Source organism: Streptomyces sp. CB09001, assembly GCF_003369795.1.
Taxonomy (GTDB): domain Bacteria; phylum Actinomycetota; class Actinomycetes; order Streptomycetales; family Streptomycetaceae; genus Streptomyces.
The window spans coordinates 1787065-1803043 of the sequence record NZ_CP026730.1 but is presented as its reverse complement, the minus strand read 5'-3'; the positions used below and the strand labels follow the sequence as shown (position 1 = coordinate 1803043).

Genomic DNA, 15979 nt, shown 5'->3' with positions numbered 1-15979 from the left:
GGTGCCCCAGCCGCGGGCCGTACGGCCCGTCCGCCGGGCCGCCCGCACCTACGAAGCCGCTTCGTGGGTGAAGCGGCTCACGTGGGGCGGCTCACCCCGTCGCCCTTCTCGAACGTGACCGGTGTCTCGAAGGCCGCCCTGCGGGTCGCGCGGCGCAGTGCCTTCAGGACCGGGGTGCCGAGGGCGAGGGTCAGGACGACCGTCATGGCGGCGCGGCCCCCGTCCCAGCCCAGCGACGTCGCCAGGCAGTAGGCGAGGAAGCGGGCCAGGTTGTCCGCGATCGACGCGTCCGGGTCGAAGGCGATGTTCGAGGCGAGGGTGTTCATGAAGGTCCAGCCCGCCAGGTTCATCACCGTGCCGTAGGCGAAGGCCGCCAGGAAGCCGTAGGCCGCCAGCATGAGGAGCTCCGCGCGGCCGCGCAGGCGGTCGGGGCCCGGCAGCAGGCCCGCGCCCATCGTGAACCAGCCCATCGCCAGCATCTGGAACGGCATCCACGGACCGACCCCGCCCGTGAGCAGCGCGGACGCGAACATCGTGACCGAGCCGAGGACGAAGCCGAAGCCAGGGCCCAGGACCCGGCCGCTGAGGACCATGAGGAAGAACATCGGCTCCAGGCCGGCCGTCCCCGCGCCGATGGGGCGCAATGCCGCGCCCGCCGCCGCCAGGACGCCGAGCATGGCCACCGCCTTGGGGCCGAGACCCGATTCCGAGATCGTCGCCGCCACCACCGCCACCAGCAGGACCAGCAGGCCCGCGAACAGCCACGGCGCGTCCTGGGTGTGCGCGTTCAGCGACGCGTCCGGCGGGGCCAGGAAGGGCCAGCCGAAGCCCGCCACGCCCACCGCGCTGACCAGCACGAGGGCGGCGACCGAGCGGGGGCCGAGGCGCACGGCGCGGGCCTGGCGTTGGGGAGGGGTGCGGCCGGTCATGCCAGGGCCTCCCGTACCTGGGCCACCGTCAGCCACTTGCGCGGCGCCAGTACCTTCGCGACCTGCGGGGCGTAGGACGGGGAGGCCACCACCACGTCCGCCGCCGGGCCGTCGGCGATCACCTCGCCCTCGGCGAGGAGTACGACGCGGTGGGCCAGCTCGGCGGCCAGTTCCACGTCGTGTGTGGCCAGCACGATCGCGTGGCCCTCGGCGGCCAGACCGCGCAGGATGCCGGCCAGCCGGGCCTTCGCCGCGTAGTCCAGGCCGCGGGTCGGCTCGTCCAGGAGGAGGAGGGGAGGGCGGGCGGTCAGGACGACGGACAGGGCGAGGGTGAGGCGCTGGCCCTCCGAGAGGTCGCGGGGGTGGGTGTCGTCCGTGATGCCGGGGAGCAGCTCCGACAGCAGCGCGCGGCAGGTGCCGGGGGCCGCGTCCGCGTCCCGGTCGGCGGCCGCGCACTCGGCGGCGACCGTGTCGGCGTACAGCAGGTCGCGCGGCTCCTGCGGGACCAGGCCGACCCGGCGTACGAGGTCGCGGGGGGCCGTGCGGTGCGGTACCGCGTCCCCGGCCCGGACCGAACCGGCCGACGGCTCGACCAGGCCGACGAGCGCCGACAGCAGGGTCGACTTCCCGGCGCCGTTGCGGCCCATCAGGGCGACCGTCTCGCCGGGGGAGACCGTCAGATCGACGTGGCGCAGCGCCTGGACGCGGTCGCGGCGCACGGCGAGGGAGCGGACCTCGGCGGCGTACGGGGTGGGCGCCGGGGGAGTCTCCGGGTGCTTCCCGCGGCGGCGCCAACGGGAGGTGACGGGGCGCGGGGCGGGTGGCGCGGGAAGCGTGGCGGACGGTGACGCGGTGTGGTCCGGGATCTCCCGGTCGGCCAGGCGCTCGCGCAGGGGCGCGGCCCGGCGGCGGGCGTCCCGGATCGTCAGCGGCAGCGGGGACCAGCCCGCCAGCCTGCCCAGGCCCACCACCGGCGGATACACGGGGGACGCCGCCATCACCTCCGCCGGGGCGCCGATGACGGGCGCCTCGCCGGGGGCCGGGAGCAGGACGACCTGGTCGGCGTACTGGATCACCCGCTCCAGACGGTGCTCGGCCATCAGGACCGTCGTACCGAGGTCGTGGACCAGGCGCTGGAGGACCGCCAGCACCTCCTCGGCGGCGGCCGGGTCCAGCGCGGAGGTCGGCTCGTCCAGGACCAGGACCTCCGGGTGCGGGGTGAGGACCGAGCCGATGGCGACCCGCTGCTGCTGGCCGCCGGAGAGGGTCGCGATGGGGCGGGAGCGCAGGTCGGAGAGGCCCAGCAGGTCGAGGGTCTCTTCGACGCGGCGGCGCATCACGTCGGGGGGCAGTCCCAACGACTCCATGCCGTAGGCCAGTTCGTCCTCGACGGTGTCCGTCACGAAGTGGGAGAGCGGGTCCTGGCCGACCGTGCCCACCACGTCGGCGAGTTCGCGCGGCTTGTGGGTGCGGGTGTCCCGCCCGGCCACGGTGACCCGGCCGCGCAGGGTGCCGCCGGTGAAGTGCGGGACCAGGCCGCCGACCGCGCCGAGGACGGTGGACTTGCCGACGCCGGAGGGGCCGGCGAGCAGGACCAGTTCGCCCTCCGGGACCTCGAAGTCCACGGCCCGGACGGAGGGTTCGGTGGCGCCGTCGTACGTGACCGACACGTCCTCGAAGCGGATCACGACGGCTCCTTCACGGCGGTCTTCACGGTGGGCTCGGGTGCGGGGGTGATGAACGCCGGGAGCAGGCCGACGAGTACGGCCGCCGCCGGCCATAGGGGGAGGGTCGGAGCCTCCAGCGGGACCACGCCCGGGTGCAGCGCCGCCGGGTCGCGGGCGGCGGCGAGGAAGAGCAGCGCGGCGACCGTCGCGCCGGACGCGGTGACCAGCCAGGCGCGGGCGTCCCAGCGGTCGGGGCGGTACCGGGTGCGGACCGTGCGACGGCCGCCGAGCCACAGGCCCGCGACCGCGGCGGCGACACCGGCCAGGAGTACGGGGATGCCGTACGTGCCGCCCGCGGCGGTCAGCAGCCCGTACGTCCCCGCGCAGACGCCGAGCAGGCCGCCGAGCGTGAGGGCGGCGGTGGTACGGCGGACGGGGGCCGGTACGTGTGCGGTACGGCCGTAGCCGCGGGCGTCCATCGCGGCGGCGAGGGCGACGGAGCGCTCCAGGGCGCCCTCCAGGACGGGGAGCCCCACCTGGAGCAGGCCCCGTATGCCGCGGTCCGGGCGGCCGCGCAGGCGGCGGGCGGCGCGCAGGCGCTGGACGTCGGCGATGAGGTTTGGCGCGAAGGTGAGGGCCACGACGACGGCGACGCCCATCTCGTACAGGGCGCCGGGGAGGGACTTGAGGAGGCGGGAGGGGTTGGCGAGGGCGTTCGCGGCGCCGACGCAGATGAGCAGGGTGGCCAGCTTCATCGCGTCGTACAGCGCGAAGGTGAGGCCCTCCGCGGTGACCCGGCCGCCGAGGCGGATGCCCTGCGCCCAGTCGGGGAGGGGGACTTCGGGGAGGGTGAGGAGGGTGTGGGTGCCGGGGATGGGGGAGCCGAGGAGGGTGGTGAAGAGGAGGCGGATGAGGAGGACGGCGAGGGCGAGCTTGACGAAGGCGCCGTAGGAGCGGGACCAGGGGGCGTGGGGGCGGCGGGTGACCACGACGTACGCGGAGACGGTGATGAGGAGGGTGAGGAGGAGGGGGTTGGTGGTGCGGGTGGCGGCGGTGCCGAGGGTTAGCGCCCAGAGCCACCAGGCGCCGGGGTGCAGGGCGCCCCGGCGCTGGTGGCGGGCGGGGGTGCGGGCGCTTCCCGGCGCTGACAGGGTGCCGCCTGCGCCCACCCGTGCCGCCCCAGCGGCACGATTGCCCGCAGTCTCAGCGGGTTGCATTCCTGCGCCGCCTTGCTTGCCAGGTTGCCGCGCCTGCCAGGGCTGCCACCACCGCTATGCCCGCGTAAAGGCCGATCGACGGGCCGTTCTCGTCTCCCTGGTCAGCCGTTGCCTCCGGGGCTGCCGTGGTCGTCCGGTTCTCCCGCTGCGACACCTGTTCGCCGCAGCCCGACTTCGGGTAGCCCGCTATCGCGCACAGCAGGGCGTTGGTGTTGTAGCGGAGGGGGTCTGCGACGGCGGCCAGGGCGTCGGCCGTGGTCGCGTCGGGGGAGACCTGGGCGCAGGCCGTGCGCGGGGCGGGCGGGGTCTCGCCGGACGGGGCGTCGGGGGCCGTGCCGAAGTCGAGGACCAGTGCCACCCGCTTGGTGCCGTCCTCGGCCGGGGTCTTCGCGCAGATCGACGCGAAGTCCGCCGTGCCGCGCGGCTGGGCCGCGTCGCCCGAGTTCTCGCTCACCGCGAAGCGGAAGCCCTGGACGTCTCCGTCGGAGGGGTGGGCCATGGACGGCCCCTGGGTGGCGTAGACCCACTGCGCGCCGTCGCGGTCCCAGAAGGACCAGTAGCGGTAACCGGCGGCCTGCGCCTGGCCCGCGGTCCCGATCAGCAGGAACGCGGCCAGGAGCAGAGGGACGAGGCGGCGGGGCGTCACGGCTGCTGCTTCTTGTTGCGGTTGCTGAGCAGGAAGCCGATGCCGACGCCGAAGAGCAGGCAGACGCCGACGAACCACCAGACGCCGAAGGGGGAGTCGTCGTCGTTCTTCTCGTCCTTCGTCTTCTCGTCGTCGTTCGCGGTCGCGGTGTCCTTGGCCGTCGTGCCCTGCGGAGCGGGTCCCGTCGCGTTCAGCTTCGCGACCAGGTCCGTGCCGCCGAATTCACGCGGGTCGGTGCCCGTGGCGTGGGCGGCGAAGATCAGCTGGGCGTAGGCGGCCGGACCGCTCTCCCCGGCCCACTTCGCGGCGTTCTTCTTCAGCCAGGCCAGCGGCTCGGCCACCTTGTCCGCGCCGCCCTGTGCGGCGAGGGCGACGACCGCGTCGGCGGTGTTGCCGTAGTCGGGCTGGTCGGCGGAGCCGCCGAGGGCGGAGACGAGGTGGCCGTCCTTGGCGAGCGTGTCGGTGAGATACGCGGCGGCGTTGGCGGCGGCGCGCCCGCGGTCGGGCTGGTCCGCGTCGGCACAGGACGCGGCACCGGTCTTCTTGCCCGCCTCGGCGACCAGGCCCTCGCCGAGCGCGCCGAGGACACCCGCGGCGGTCGCGTCCGCGTTGGGGAGCAGCTTGCCGTCCTTGTCCGGCTGGAAGGCGAAGGCGCCCGCGCCCTTGTCCTTCGCGCAGGGCAGGGCGAACGTCAGCAGGGCGTCGTAGGGGGACTTGCCGCCCTTCTCGACGTCCTCGGGGTTCGTCTCCGTGGCCGCCAGCGCCCCGATGACGACGGAGGTGGAGTTGGCGTCGCTGGGGGTGCCGGGGACGTAGCCCCAGCCGCCGTCCTCGTTCTGTACGGACTTCAGCCAGCCGAGGGCTTCCTCGATCACGTCGCCGTGCCCGCCGACGGCCCACAGGGCCTGGACGGCGGCGGCCGTGTTGTTGGTGTCGACCGGCGTCTTGGCGTCGCAGGCCTTGGCCGGGTCGGCGCGGAACGGGGCGAAGGCGCCGTTCGCGCACTGCTGGTCCGTGAGCCACTTCACGGCCGTCGAGGACGGGACCACGCCCGCCGTGTCCTGCGCGAGCAGCGCGAGGGACTGGCGCCAGACACCGTCGTACTGGGGGTCGGTGCTCCCGTACAGCCCGGCGGGTGCGGTCTTGGACGGGGCGGAGGACGGCGACGGATCGGCGGCGACCGCGGGCGCGGTGGCGGCGCCGATCACGGCTATGGCGGCCAGAGCCGCGGCGCTGCTGCGACGGCGGACGTTCATGATCGGCGGGTGCCTTTCCCTGTGCGGGGTCCGGCAGCACGGGGCACCCCCGGCGGCTCGGCCCCGTATGCCTCGACGGTGCCCGTGCGCCGGCGGGCGCCGGGCACGTGAGCCGGTCACATCCGTGCGGGGCAGTCCGGCTCACCGTCCGGGAGCCTCGGGGGAGGCTCGGCGGGCGGCTCACGGTTGCGGGTCAGCGCCGGAATTGCACCGGCTTCCCCCCGTACGGGTGATGACGACGCCGCCACTTTACCCGTCCCCGGGGTCCGGGCCGAGGGGCGGCCGGGGACGGGAGCGGCGGCCGGGCGATACGTTCCCGGGCATGCGGACGGGGAGACTGATCGGGGCGGGGCGTTCGGCCGACGTGTACGAGGCGGACGCGGGACGGGTGCTGCGGCGCGACCGGGAGGGCGTCGGGGACGCGGTGGCCGAGGGCGCGGTGATGGAACACGTGCGGAGGCACGGCTACCCCGTGCCACGGGTGTGGCCCGGGACCACGGAGTCCCCGCGCACGGACCTGGTCATGGAGCGACTGACCGGGCCGACGATGCTGCGGGCTTGGCAGGACGGGGCGTTGACGCCCCAGGAGGTGGGCGGCATGCTCGCCGGGCTGCTGCGACGCCTGCACCGGGTACCCGCGTACCGCTCCGCCGACCCGGGCGCGCGCGTTCTCCACCTGGACCTGCACCCGGACAACGTGATCCTCACGGCGGACGGGCCCCGGGTGATCGACTGGTCGAACACCGAGGAGGGCGATCCCGGACTGGACTGGGGCATGTCCGCGGTGATCCTCGCCCAGGTGGCGGCCGCCGGCGGACCGACGTCCGGGCCCGTCCAGGGCGCGCTGGCCGCGCTGCTCGCCGATCCCCGTGCGCTCACGCCGGACGGTCTCGCCGAGGCGCTGCGGCGCCGGGCGGCCAACCCGACCATGAGCCGGGACGAGGTGGAGCTGCTGCCCGTCGCGGAGGCGCTGATCCGCTCCCGCCTGGACTGAACGGCGGGGCGCTCAGGGGCGCTCCGCCGCCTCTCCGGTCCCGGCCTCCGTCAGGTCGATCAGCCGGCACACCGTCTCGATGTCCACCCGCACCTGGGCGAGGGAGGTGCGGCCGGCCAGCCAGGTGATCAGGGTCGAGAGCCAGGTGTGCTCGACGACCCGGACCGCCGACAGCTGCGCGGGCGTCGGGTTCGCCAGGCCGCCCATCGCGTCCAGGATGATCGCCGTGGTCTGCCGGGAGACCTGGTCGACCTCCGGGGAGACGCTGCGGTCGGCGAAGGTCAGGGCGCGGGCCATCGCCTCGGCCAGCCGCGGCTCGCGCTGCAACGCGCCGAAGGCCCGCATCAGGGTCTGCGCCACCCGGTCCGCGGCCGTCTCGCCGGTGGGCGGGCTCTTGCGCAGGGTGCCGTGCAACCGCTCCAGCTGGTCGTGCATCGTCGCGACCAGCAGATGCACCTTGGACGGGAAGTACCGGTACAGCGTGCCGAGGGCCACCTGCGAGGACTCCGCGACCTCCCGCATCTGCACCGCCTCGAAGCCGCCCCGGCAGGCCAGCTGGGCGGTCGCGTGCAGGATGCGGCGGCGGCGCTCCCGCTGGCGCTCGGTGAGGGGCGGGGCGGTGGAGCGGTGCGCCGAACCGGGCGCCTTCGCCACCGGGTTGTCCACCTTGGTCACCTACCTCCCCGGGTCCCGCGTCCGGATCCCCCGAGCCCGTGCGACCGTGTGCCGCGCCGTGGCGTGAATCACCTGATCCACTCGGCACAGGGTCTCTACCTGCCGGTAGATTCGGAGCCTCTGACGATCAAGTCTGAAACTTGTTCTAGATTAACCTCCCGACGTAGTGTCGCGGGACAGCGCAGTGAGGAGGGGGCCCAGAGTGACCGCCGAGGCCAGTCAGACGGGTCCCCGTCCGGAGCCAGCCGCCGACGGCTTGCCACCGCTGCGCATCGCCCTCCTCACCTACAAGGGGAACCCGTTCTGCGGCGGCCAGGGCGTCTACGTCCGCCACCTCTCCCGCGAACTGGCCCGCCTCGGCCACCGCGTCGAGGTCATCGGCTCCCAGCCGTACCCCGTCCTGGACGACGGGCCCCTCGTCGGCGACCGGCTCTCGCTCACCGAGCTGCCCAGCCTCGACCTCTACCGCCAGCCCGACCCCTTCCGCACCCCGAAGGGAGGCGAGTACCGGGACTGGATCGACGCGCTCGAGGTCGGCACGATGTGGACCGGCGGCTTCCCCGAGCCCCTCACCTTCTCGCTGCGCGCCCGCCGCCATCTGCGGGCCCGCCGCGGCGACTTCGACGTCGTGCACGACAACCAGACCCTCGGGTACGGGCTTTTGGGCGACGTGGGCGCGCCGCTTGTCACCACCATCCACCACCCCATCACCGTCGACCGGCAGCTGGAGCTGGACGCCGCCGACAGCCGCAAGCGCCGTTACTCCGTGCGCCGCTGGTACGCCTTCACCCGGATGCAGAAGCGCGTCGCCCGCCGCCTGCCCGCCGTGCTCACCGTCTCCGGCACCTCCCGCCAGGAGATCGTCGACCACCTCGGCGTAGGGGGCGACCGCATCCACGTCGTCCACATCGGTGCCGACACCGACCTGTTCTCGCCCGACCCGTCGGTGCCGCGGGTGCCGGGCCGGATCGTGACGACGTCCAGCGCGGACGTACCGCTCAAGGGCCTCGTCTTCCTCGTCGAGGCGCTGGCCAAGGCGCGTACGGAACATCCGCGGGCCCACCTCGTCGTCGTCGGCAAGCGGCCCGCCGAGGGGCCCGTCGCCCAGGCGGTCGAGCGGTACGGCCTCGAAGACGCCGTCGAGTTCGTCAAGGGCATCTCGGACGCCGAACTGGTCGACCTCGTGCGGTCCGCCGAGGTCGCGTGCGTGCCCTCGCTGTACGAGGGGTTCTCGCTGCCCGCCGCCGAGGCCATGGCGACCGGCACGGCACTGCTCGCCACCACCGGCGGGGCCGTCCCCGAGGTCGCCGGACCCGACGGGGAGACCTGCCTCGCGGTGCCGCCGGGCGACGCGGACGCGCTGGCCGCCGGGCTGAACCGGCTGCTCGGCGACCGCGAACTGCGGGCCAGGCTCGGCGCCGCCGGACGGGAGCGTGTGCTGCGCCACTTCACCTGGGCCCGCGCCGCCGAGGGCACCGTCGCCCGCTACCGCGAGGCCATCGGCCACCGTCCCCCCGGCACGAGCACGAGCACGAGAACGGACACGAGTACGAGCACCCCCAGCGCCGGGAGTGCGCCGAGCGTCGCGAGTGCCCCGGGGGCCGTGCCCGCGGGCCAGAAACCGACCCCGGCCCCAGCCCCGGCCCCGACCACCAGTGACACCGGCGTCTATCCCGAAAGCAGGGCCACGTGCTGACCGTCGACTTCTCCCGGTTCCCGCTCGCCCCCGGCGATCGCGTCCTGGACCTCGGCTGCGGCGCCGGCCGGCACGCGTTCGAGTGCTACCGGCGCGGGGCCCAGGTCGTCGCGCTGGACCAGAACGCGGAGGAAATCCGCGAGGTCGCCAAGTGGTTCGCGGCGATGGAGGAGGCCGGTGAGGCCCCGGCCGGCGCCACCGCCACCGCCATGGAGGGCGACGCGCTCGCCCTGCCCTTCCCCGACGAGTCCTTCGACGTCGTCATCATCTCCGAGGTGATGGAGCACATCCCCGACGACAAGGGCGTCCTCGCCGAGATGGTCCGCGTCCTCAAGCCCGGCGGACGCATCGCGATCACCGTGCCGCGCTACGGCCCCGAGAAGGTCTGCTGGACCCTCTCCGACGCCTACCACGAGGTCGAGGGCGGCCACATCCGCATCTACCGGGCCGACCAGCTCCTCGCCCGCATCCGCGAGGCCGGACTCAAGCCGTACGGCACCCACCACGCGCACGCGCTGCACTCGCCGTACTGGTGGCTGAAGTGCGCGTTCGGTGTCGACAACGACAAGGCGCTGCCGGTGCGGGCGTACCACAAGCTGCTGGTGTGGGACATCATGAAGAAGCCGCTGGCGACGCGGGTCGCCGAGCAGGCGCTGAACCCGCTGATCGGCAAGAGCTTCGTCGCCTACGCGACCAAGCCGCACCTGCCGACGGTGGACGCCGCGTGACCGCGCCCCGCACCCCCGGCACACCCCGCACCCCGCGTACCGAACACCTCGTCCTGCCCGGCGTCCTCACCGCCGACGAGGCCGCCGCGACCGTCCGGGGCATCCTCGCCGTCCAGCGCGAGGACGGCGCCATCCCGTGGTTCCGCGGGCACCACCTCGACCCGTGGGACCACGTCGAGGCCGCGATGGCCCTGGACACGGCCGACGAGCACGAGGCCGCCGAGCGGGCCTACGCGTGGCTGGCCCGGCACCAGAACCAGGACGGCTCCTGGTACGCCGCCTACGCCGACGGGGACTTCGCCGACGTCACCGACCGAGGGCGGGAGACCAACTTCGTCGCGTACGTCGCGGTCGGCGTCTGGCACCACTACCTCGCCACCGGCGACGACGTGTTCCTGGACAGGATGTGGCCCGTCGTCCACGCGGCCGTCGAGTTCGTGCTGCGCCTCCAGCAGCCCGGCGGGCAGATCGGCTGGCGCCGGGGCGACGACGGCACCGACACCACCGACGCGCTGCTGACCGGCAGTTCCTCCGTCCACCACGCCCTGCGCTGTGCGCTCGCCATCGCCGAGCAGCGCGAAGAGCCGCAGCCCGACTGGGAGTTGGCGGCGGGCGCGCTGCGGCATGCCATCCGCCGCCACCCGGAGCGCTTCCTGGACAAGGGCCGCTATTCGATGGACTGGTACTACCCGGTGCTCGGCGGCGCGCTGACCGGCACGGAGGCCAGGTCCCGCATCCAGGAGAGCTGGGACCGTTTCGTGGTCCCGGGCCTCGGCGTGCGCTGCGTCGTCCCCAACCCGTGGGTGACGGGCGGCGAGTCGGCCGAACTCGCGCTCGCCCTGTGGGCGGTGGGCGAGTCCGACCACGCCCTGGAGATCCTCCAGTCCATCCAGCACCTGCGGGATCCGGACAGCGGCCTGTACTGGACGGGCTACGTCTTCGAGGACGAGACGGTCTGGCCCCGCGAACTGACCGCGTGGACGGCCGGTTCCCTGCTCCTGGCCGTCGCCGCGCTCGGCGGCCACGAGGCCACCTGCCAGGTCTTCGCGGGCGAGCGGCTGCCCCGGGGCCTGGACCCCGACTGCTGCGTCTGAGGGCCGCCCGGCGTCAGCCCCGGTGGAGGCGGTTGGCGACGGCGTGGCCGACGAAGAGGTAGACGACCGCCGCGAGTCCGTACCCGGCGACCACGCGGGCCCAGGCCTCGTCGAAGGTGAAGAGGTCGTGCGACCAGCCGGCCAGCCAGTCGGCCGCGTCATGGACGAACCGCACCAGGTCGTTGGCCCGGTTGGCGTCCAGCAGATACATCAGGATCCACAGTCCGAGGATGAAGGCCATGATGTCCGCGATCACCGCGACGGCCGTTCCTGCGGAGTGGGAGCCACTGCGCGTTCGAGGGGACATGCCTTCCGTCTGGCCCGGAATGCGCGTTCGAAACCTACGGCCCCTCGCCCGGAAGTACCGGTGGGCGAGGGGCCGTTGAGGTGAAGGCGAGCGGGGCCGGTCAGCCGCGCTGGATGCCCGAGGTGTCCTGGAGGACGCCGCGGCGCCCGTCCTGGGTCTGCGCGACCAGGTTGGCGCCGCGCTGCTCGACGGCCAGGTACCAGGTACCCGGCGCCAGCTCGGCGATCGGCGTCGGGGAGCCGTCCTCCGCGAACAGCGGACGCGGCACCGGCACGGCGAACCAGAACGGGGAGAAGTCCCCGGCCGGCTGCGCCTGTGCCTGCGCCTGCTGCGGGGCCTGCGGCTGGCCGGGCTGGGGCTGGCCGGGCTGCGGCTGCCCCGGCTGCGGCTGGCCGCCGAAGGACGGACCGGGCTGACCCGGCTGTCCGGGCTGGCCCGGCTGACCGCCGTACGGCTGCTGCTGGGCGCCCGGGTAGCCGTAACCACCCTGGGGCTGGCCGCCGTAGGGCTGCGGCGCGGCCGGACGGGCGGCCGGGATCAGGGTGCCCTTGAGGGCCGGGAGCAGCGGTGTGGCCACGGCCGCGGCGGCCATGACCAGCGTGGCGACGAGAGCGAGGATCAGGCCCGTCCCGGCACCGATGCCGCTCGCACCCCCGTCGTTGTCGAAGGCGCCCGCCGGGTCGAAGATGTTGCCGAGCGCGGACCACGCGGCGAAGACCGTGAACGCGATGCCGAACTGGCCGAGGTCGAGACCGGCCACCTTCCTGGGCTGCGGCATGGCGCGATTCACGACGACGAGCGCGGCGCCGATGACGCCCGCCAGGACGACACCGAGCACGACCGAGCCGCTGCCCCACAGGCTGGGAATGTCGGCGCTGTCCGGCGCACCGTCGATCGAGTAGATGTCGAGGAACGACGCGATCAACAGCAACACCGCTGCTCCGATCACCACGCCGTCGCCTCGAGTGAGCGAGCGGATATTCACTTCAGGTCCTTCGTAGGTCGTCTCGTCGTCGGTAGAGGCGTCGCTGTCACGATGGCGCCGAAAGGTTCCGGTGTGAAGCGCGGGGGTGGCCCCTCATCGTACGGACGACACTATCGTCCGGACCTCGGGGCTGTCCGCAGGGATCGGGACGCCGATCACTACCCGCGCAGGAAACTCACGATTCCCTCAGACATCCCTTGCGCCGCCTTCTGCCGCCAACTGCCGCTGGTCAGCAGGGCCGCGTCCTTGCTGTCGCGCATGTTGCCGCACTCGATGAACACCTTGGGAACCGTTGACAGATTGAGACCGCCCAGGTCGGTGCGCGTGACCAGACCGGTGCCGTCGCCGAGGTAGTTCGAGGGCGCGGTGCCCGTGACGCGCACGAAGGCGCCCGCGACGCGCTCGCCCAGTTCGGCGGAGGGCGCCACGATCGCGCGGGTGTCGGCCGCCCCGTCGTGCACCGGGCCGGGCATGATCACGTGGAAGCCCCGGTTGCCCGCCCCCGACCCGTCGGCGTGGATCGAGATCGCGGCGTCGGCCTTCGCCTCGTTGCCGATCCGGGCCCGCTCGTCCACGCAGGGACCGAACGAACGGTCGCCGTCCTGCGTCAGCCGCACGGTCGCGCCCCGCTCCTCCAGGAGGGTGCGCAGCCGGTGGGCCACGTCGAGGGTGAACTTCGCCTCGGGCCAGCCCGCGTTGGTGGCCGTGCCCGTCGTGTCGCACTCCTTCCAGTGCGTGCCGACGTTCACCTTGCGGTTGATCTCGGACGCGTGCTGGAAGTTGGCGGGGTTGTGGCCGGGGTCGATGACGACGACCTTGCCCTTGAGAGGCCCGGAGGCGGGGAGTCCGGAGGCGGACGCCGACGGCGCCTTCGACGTGGGGGCCGGTGACGAACCCGCGGGCTTCCTGGCCTCGCCGCCCTCGGACGCGCGAGCACCGGAGGACGACGGTGCCGCCGACGTCCCTACGGCGCCCGCCCGGTCGGCGCCGCTCCCGCCTCCGTCGTCCGGGCCGCCCACCGCCGCGTACACCCCCCACCCGAGCAGCGCCCCCGGCACCAGCGCGGCGACCGCCACGGTCAGCGGGCGGCGCAGCGGGGAGCGGCGGGGCTGGGGAGGTTCGAAGTCCGGGCCTGTGTACGACACGTCAGCGACTCTAACCGGGGCCTCAGATCCCCGTGCCGGTTCGCCGCAGGACGCGCAGCGAGTCGGTCGCGGAGACCTCGGTGAACGCGCCGGACGCCAGCGCCCTCAGGTGGACGCGGTACGGGGCCTGGCCGGTGAACTCGTCGGCCGGGTCCGGGAAGACGTCGTGGATGACCAGCAGGCCGCCGTCGGCCACGTGCGGGGCCCAGCCCTCGTAGTCGGCGTTCGCGTGCTCGTCGGTGTGGCCGCCGTCGACGAAGACCAGGCCGAGGGGCGAGTTCCAGACCGCGGCGACCTGGGGGGAGCGGCCGACGAGCGCGATCACCCGCTCTTCCAGACCGGCCCGGTGCAGGGTGCGGCGGAAGGTGGGCAGGGTGTCCATCACGCCCAGTTCCGGGTCGACCGTCTCGGGGTCGTGGTAGTCCCAGCCCGGCTGCTGCTCCTCGCTGCCCCGGTGGTGGTCGACGGTGAGCGCGGTGACCCCGGCCCGGCGGGCCGCGTCGGCGAGCAGGAGGGTGGAGCGCCCGCAGTACGTGCCGACCTCCAGCAGCGGCAGCCCGAGCCCGCCCGCCTCCACGGCGGCGGCGTACAGCGCGCGGCCCTCGTGCGCGGGCATGAACCCCTTCGCGGCCTCGAAGGCGGCCAGGACTTCGGGGGAGGGGCTGGGGGCGGAGGCGGGGGCCGCGGTCATGGGGGCCTTTCGGTGGTCGTGCGGGGGTGGTGCGGGGGTGGTGCGGGGGGTGTGCCGGCGCCCATGCTGCCGTACCCCCTGCCGCGTGCCGCGACAGGGGGTACGGGGGCCGGGAGGACGGGGCGAAGGTCAGGCGGGGACCGTCTCGCCCGGCAGGGACAGGTCCAGGTCGACCGGGCGGTCACCGCCGTGGGTGGCCGCGTGGGCCAGCGGGGCGTGGCCCGCGGCACGGGCGGCCAGGACGTACGGGCCCTGGGCGGGGACGGCGAGCGCGTAGCTGCCGTCGCCCGCGGAGAGGGTCGCGCCCGCCTGCCGTCCGTGCCGGTCGATCAGGGTGACCTTGGCGCGGGCGACGGGGGCGCCGTCGGCGGCCAGCACCCGGCCCCGGAAGCCGTGCGGCGGCTGCCCGGTCCCGGCGAGCGCCTGCTCGGCGCGGGCCAGGTTCGCGTCCTCCTCGCTGCTCGCGCGCAGCTGCGAGACCGTCGCCGGAGTGCGGCGGGGGAGGAAGAAGGCCAGGACCAGGCCGACGGCGACGGCGCCCGCCGCGATCATGAAGGAGACGCGGAAGCCGTGCAGGGTGGGTACGGCGACGCCGCCCACGTCGTTCGCCGTGTTGGCCAGCACCATGCCGATGACGGCGCTCGACACCGACGTACCGATGGACCGCATCAGCGTGTTGAGGCCGTTGGCGGCGCCCGTCTCGGAGGCCGGGACCGCACCGATGATCAGGGCGGGCAGGGAGGAGTAGGCCAGGCCGATGCCCGCGCCGATCAGCACCGAGGTGACGACGGTCTGCCAGGCGGCGCTCATCAGGCCGAGGCCGCCGGCGTAACCGATCCCGATGATCACCAGGCCGATGATGAGGGTGGTGCGCGGGCCGTAGCGGGCGGACAGGCGGGCGTAGACCGGCGCGGTGAACATCATCGTCAGGCCCAGCGGGGCCACGCACAGACCCGCGACGACCATCGACTGACCGAGGCCGTAGCCGGTCTCCGAGGGCAGCTGGAGGAGCTGCGGCAGGACGAGGGAGATGACGAAGAAGGAGACACCGACCATGATCGAGGCGAGGTTGGTGAGCAGCACCTCGCGGCGGGCCGTGGTGCGCAGGTCGACCAGCGGGGCGGCGACGCGCAGCTCCATCAGGCCCCACAGGAGCAGCACCACGACGGCGGCGGCGAACAGGCCGAGCGTGGTGGGTGACGACCAGCCCCAGTCGCTGCCCTTGCTGATCGGCAGCAGGAAGAGGATCAGACCGGCGGTCAGGCCGATCGCGCCCGGTACGTCGAACGAGCCCTTGGCGCGCAGCGGGGACTCGGGTACGACCAGCAGGGTCAGGACGATGGAGACGACACCGAGGCCGGCGGCGCCGTAGTACAGGGCGTGCCAGTCGGTGTTCTGTGCGACCAGGGCCGCGGCGGGCAGCGCGAGGCCGCCGCCGACGCCGATCGAGGAACTCATCAGGGCCATCGCCGAGCCGAGCCGCTCGCGGGGCAGCATGTCGCGCATCAGGCCGATGCCGAGGGGTATCGCGCCCATCGCGACGCCCTGGAGCGTACGGCCGACGATCATCGGGATCAGGGCGTCGGTGAGCGCGCTGAGCAGCGCGCCGACGACCATCACCGACAGGCTGGCGATCAGCATGCGGCGCTTGCCGAACAGGTCGCCGAGCCGGCCCATGATCGGCGTGGCCACGGCTCCGGACAGGAGCGTGGAGGTCAGGACCCAGCTGGCGTTGCTGGGTGAGGTGTCCAGAAGTCGGGGCAGGTCCTTGATGACCGGGACCAGCAGGGTCTGCATCACCGCGACGACGATGCCCGCGAACGCCAGCACCGGGACGGTGGCCCCGCTCGCTCGCCGCGCGGGCTCGTCGGTCGTCGTGTGGGACATGGGGTGGGGCCTCCAGGCCGGAGATGGCGGGTGCGGTGCGTGATCGTGATACGTGCAGGCTG

The 15979-nt window shown here is 74.0% G+C and carries 15 protein-coding genes and 1 riboswitch; of the genes, 4 read left to right on the top strand and 11 right to left on the bottom strand.

Going from position 1 to position 15979, the window contains the following annotated elements:
- Positions 1-77 precede the first annotated feature (77 nt).
- Genes C4J65_RS08465 through C4J65_RS08445 form a run of 5 tightly spaced genes read right to left on the bottom strand, consistent with a single transcriptional unit; the run spans position 78 to position 5715 of the window.
- Positions 78-929, bottom strand: coding sequence for an ECF transporter S component (locus tag C4J65_RS08465; protein WP_115741853.1), 852 nt, complete (start codon positions 927-929; stop codon positions 78-80).
- On the bottom strand, positions 926-2617 hold the full coding sequence (locus C4J65_RS08460) for an ABC transporter ATP-binding protein (RefSeq protein ID WP_115741852.1): 1692 nt from the start codon (positions 2615-2617) through the stop codon (positions 926-928). The genes C4J65_RS08465 and C4J65_RS08460 overlap by 4 nt, the downstream gene beginning before the upstream one ends.
- Positions 2614-3765, bottom strand: coding sequence for an energy-coupling factor transporter transmembrane component T (locus C4J65_RS08455; protein WP_115741851.1), 1152 nt, complete (start codon positions 3763-3765; stop codon positions 2614-2616). The genes C4J65_RS08460 and C4J65_RS08455 overlap by 4 nt, the downstream gene beginning before the upstream one ends.
- Before the next feature lie 34 nt (positions 3766-3799).
- A complete protein-coding gene (locus C4J65_RS08450; protein WP_115741850.1) occupies positions 3800-4459 on the bottom strand; it encodes an SCO2322 family protein in 660 nt (219 codons plus the stop codon).
- On the bottom strand, positions 4456-5715 hold the full coding sequence (locus C4J65_RS08445) for a prenyltransferase/squalene oxidase repeat-containing protein (protein ID WP_115741849.1): 1260 nt from the start codon (positions 5713-5715) through the stop codon (positions 4456-4458). The genes C4J65_RS08450 and C4J65_RS08445 overlap by 4 nt, the downstream gene beginning before the upstream one ends.
- Positions 5716-5844: 129 nt before the next feature.
- Positions 5845-5936, bottom strand: a riboswitch (cobalamin riboswitch).
- Positions 5937-6037: 101 nt separating this feature from the next.
- On the opposite strand from C4J65_RS08445, the gene C4J65_RS08440 reads away from it, so the two are divergent.
- On the top strand, positions 6038-6709 hold the full coding sequence (locus C4J65_RS08440) for a phosphotransferase (protein ID WP_115741848.1): 672 nt from the start codon (positions 6038-6040) through the stop codon (positions 6707-6709).
- A 12-nt stretch (positions 6710-6721) separates the two neighbouring features.
- Here the strand turns inward: C4J65_RS08440 and C4J65_RS08435 are convergent, their stop codons facing one another.
- Positions 6722-7384, bottom strand: a complete 663-nt coding sequence (locus tag C4J65_RS08435) for a TetR family transcriptional regulator (protein WP_115741847.1) — start codon at positions 7382-7384, stop codon at positions 6722-6724.
- 202 nt (positions 7385-7586) lie between these two features.
- On the opposite strand from C4J65_RS08435, the gene C4J65_RS08430 reads away from it, so the two are divergent.
- From C4J65_RS08430 to C4J65_RS08420, 3 genes are read left to right on the top strand one after another with little or no spacing between them, the layout of a single operon-like run.
- Positions 7587-9080, top strand: coding sequence for a glycosyltransferase family 4 protein (locus C4J65_RS08430; RefSeq protein WP_115741846.1), 1494 nt, complete (start codon positions 7587-7589; stop codon positions 9078-9080).
- Positions 9074-9808, top strand: a complete 735-nt coding sequence (locus C4J65_RS08425; RefSeq protein ID WP_115741845.1) for a class I SAM-dependent methyltransferase — start codon at positions 9074-9076, stop codon at positions 9806-9808. The genes C4J65_RS08430 and C4J65_RS08425 overlap by 7 nt, the downstream gene beginning before the upstream one ends.
- A complete protein-coding gene (locus C4J65_RS08420; RefSeq protein WP_115741844.1) occupies positions 9805-10902 on the top strand; it encodes a prenyltransferase in 1098 nt (365 codons plus the stop codon). The genes C4J65_RS08425 and C4J65_RS08420 overlap by 4 nt, the downstream gene beginning before the upstream one ends.
- 13 nt (positions 10903-10915) lie before the next feature.
- Here the strand turns inward: C4J65_RS08420 and C4J65_RS08415 are convergent, their stop codons facing one another.
- The 5 genes from C4J65_RS08415 to C4J65_RS08395 form a co-directional block, all read right to left on the bottom strand.
- Positions 10916-11209: a hypothetical protein gene (locus C4J65_RS08415; protein WP_115741843.1), complete on the bottom strand. Its 294-nt coding sequence runs from the start codon at positions 11207-11209 to the stop codon at positions 10916-10918.
- 100 nt (positions 11210-11309) lie between these two features.
- Positions 11310-12194, bottom strand: a complete 885-nt coding sequence (locus tag C4J65_RS08410) for a DUF5336 domain-containing protein (protein ID WP_115741842.1) — start codon at positions 12192-12194, stop codon at positions 11310-11312.
- A gap of 158 nt (positions 12195-12352) precedes the next feature.
- Positions 12353-13339 carry an N-acetylmuramoyl-L-alanine amidase gene (locus C4J65_RS08405; protein ID WP_115741841.1) on the bottom strand — a complete coding sequence of 329 codons (987 nt, stop codon included), beginning with the start codon at positions 13337-13339 and terminating at the stop codon, positions 12353-12355.
- Positions 13340-13361: 22 nt separating this feature from the next.
- Positions 13362-14030 (bottom strand): class I SAM-dependent methyltransferase, encoded by a 669-nt coding sequence (locus tag C4J65_RS08400; RefSeq protein WP_115741840.1) that lies wholly within the window; start codon positions 14028-14030, stop codon positions 13362-13364.
- Between the two features lie 129 nt (positions 14031-14159).
- A complete protein-coding gene (locus tag C4J65_RS08395; protein WP_115741839.1) occupies positions 14160-15917 on the bottom strand; it encodes an MFS transporter in 1758 nt (585 codons plus the stop codon).
- Positions 15918-15979: the final 62 nt, after the last annotated feature.